We start from the raw sequence: 684 nt of genomic DNA, 5'->3' as shown, positions 1-684 counted from the left end.
ACAAGTCAAAGGTAAACGGTTATTATTTAATTACTATTAGCTAATAATCCATGAGTACATATATGCTAAAAAGGAGATATGCAGTTTAGCAATATCTCCCTTCTATTTAATAAAATTCAATTAACTCATTTTTCTGATAACTTCTGCTGTTTCATGTGCATCCGTTTGACGAACATCTAGTAGGTAATTCGACGCTTCCTCGTATAAAGGAATTCGTCGTTCATACTTGGCAGCCATTTGACTTTTACTATTGTCATTAACTAAGGGGCGGTCATTGTTACCGGGACCTCCACGATTAATCCGCTGCCACGACTTTTCAAAGGTATCTTGTAAGTAGAAAACCTTATCTTGTTTGGCTAGCAGTTGGCGGCACTCAGCCGTTTCCACAATACCACCACCGGTTGAAATCACTAAAGCGGCATTTTCTTCAGCCTCTAGTAATTCCGTCAAGATTTGAAACTCCAATAATCTAAAACCCGATTCTCCAATTTGATCAAAGAGTTCTGCAATCGTCTGACCTCGACGGGCCTCGATATAGCTATCCATGTCCACAAATGGGACCCCTAACTTGTTGGCCAAAATGCGCCCGACTGTTGTCTTTCCGACACCCATAAATCCTGTTAATATGATTGGCATCCTTTGATCAACCTTCCATTTCCAATTGAGTGACTTACGCGCTTAATA

The 684-nt window shown here is 40.2% G+C and carries 1 protein-coding gene; it reads right to left on the bottom strand.

Annotated elements, in window-relative coordinates:
• Window positions 1-120: 120 nt before the first annotated feature.
• Window positions 121-636: a shikimate kinase gene (locus ACRCJ0_RS17775; RefSeq protein ID WP_431388581.1), complete on the bottom strand. Its 516-nt coding sequence runs from the start codon at window positions 634-636 to the stop codon at window positions 121-123.
• Between the last annotated feature and the right edge of the window lie 48 nt (window positions 637-684).

This window comes from Aerococcus sp. L_32 (assembly GCF_050689315.1).
Note: the sequence above shows the minus strand (reverse complement) of the source record. Positions and strands in the feature narration are given on the sequence as shown.

Coding starts and splice junctions, on each gene's coding strand:
- ACRCJ0_RS17775 (WP_431388581.1), bottom strand. CDS start 636: ATGCCAATCATATTAACAGGATTTATGGGTGTCGGAAAGACAACAGTC.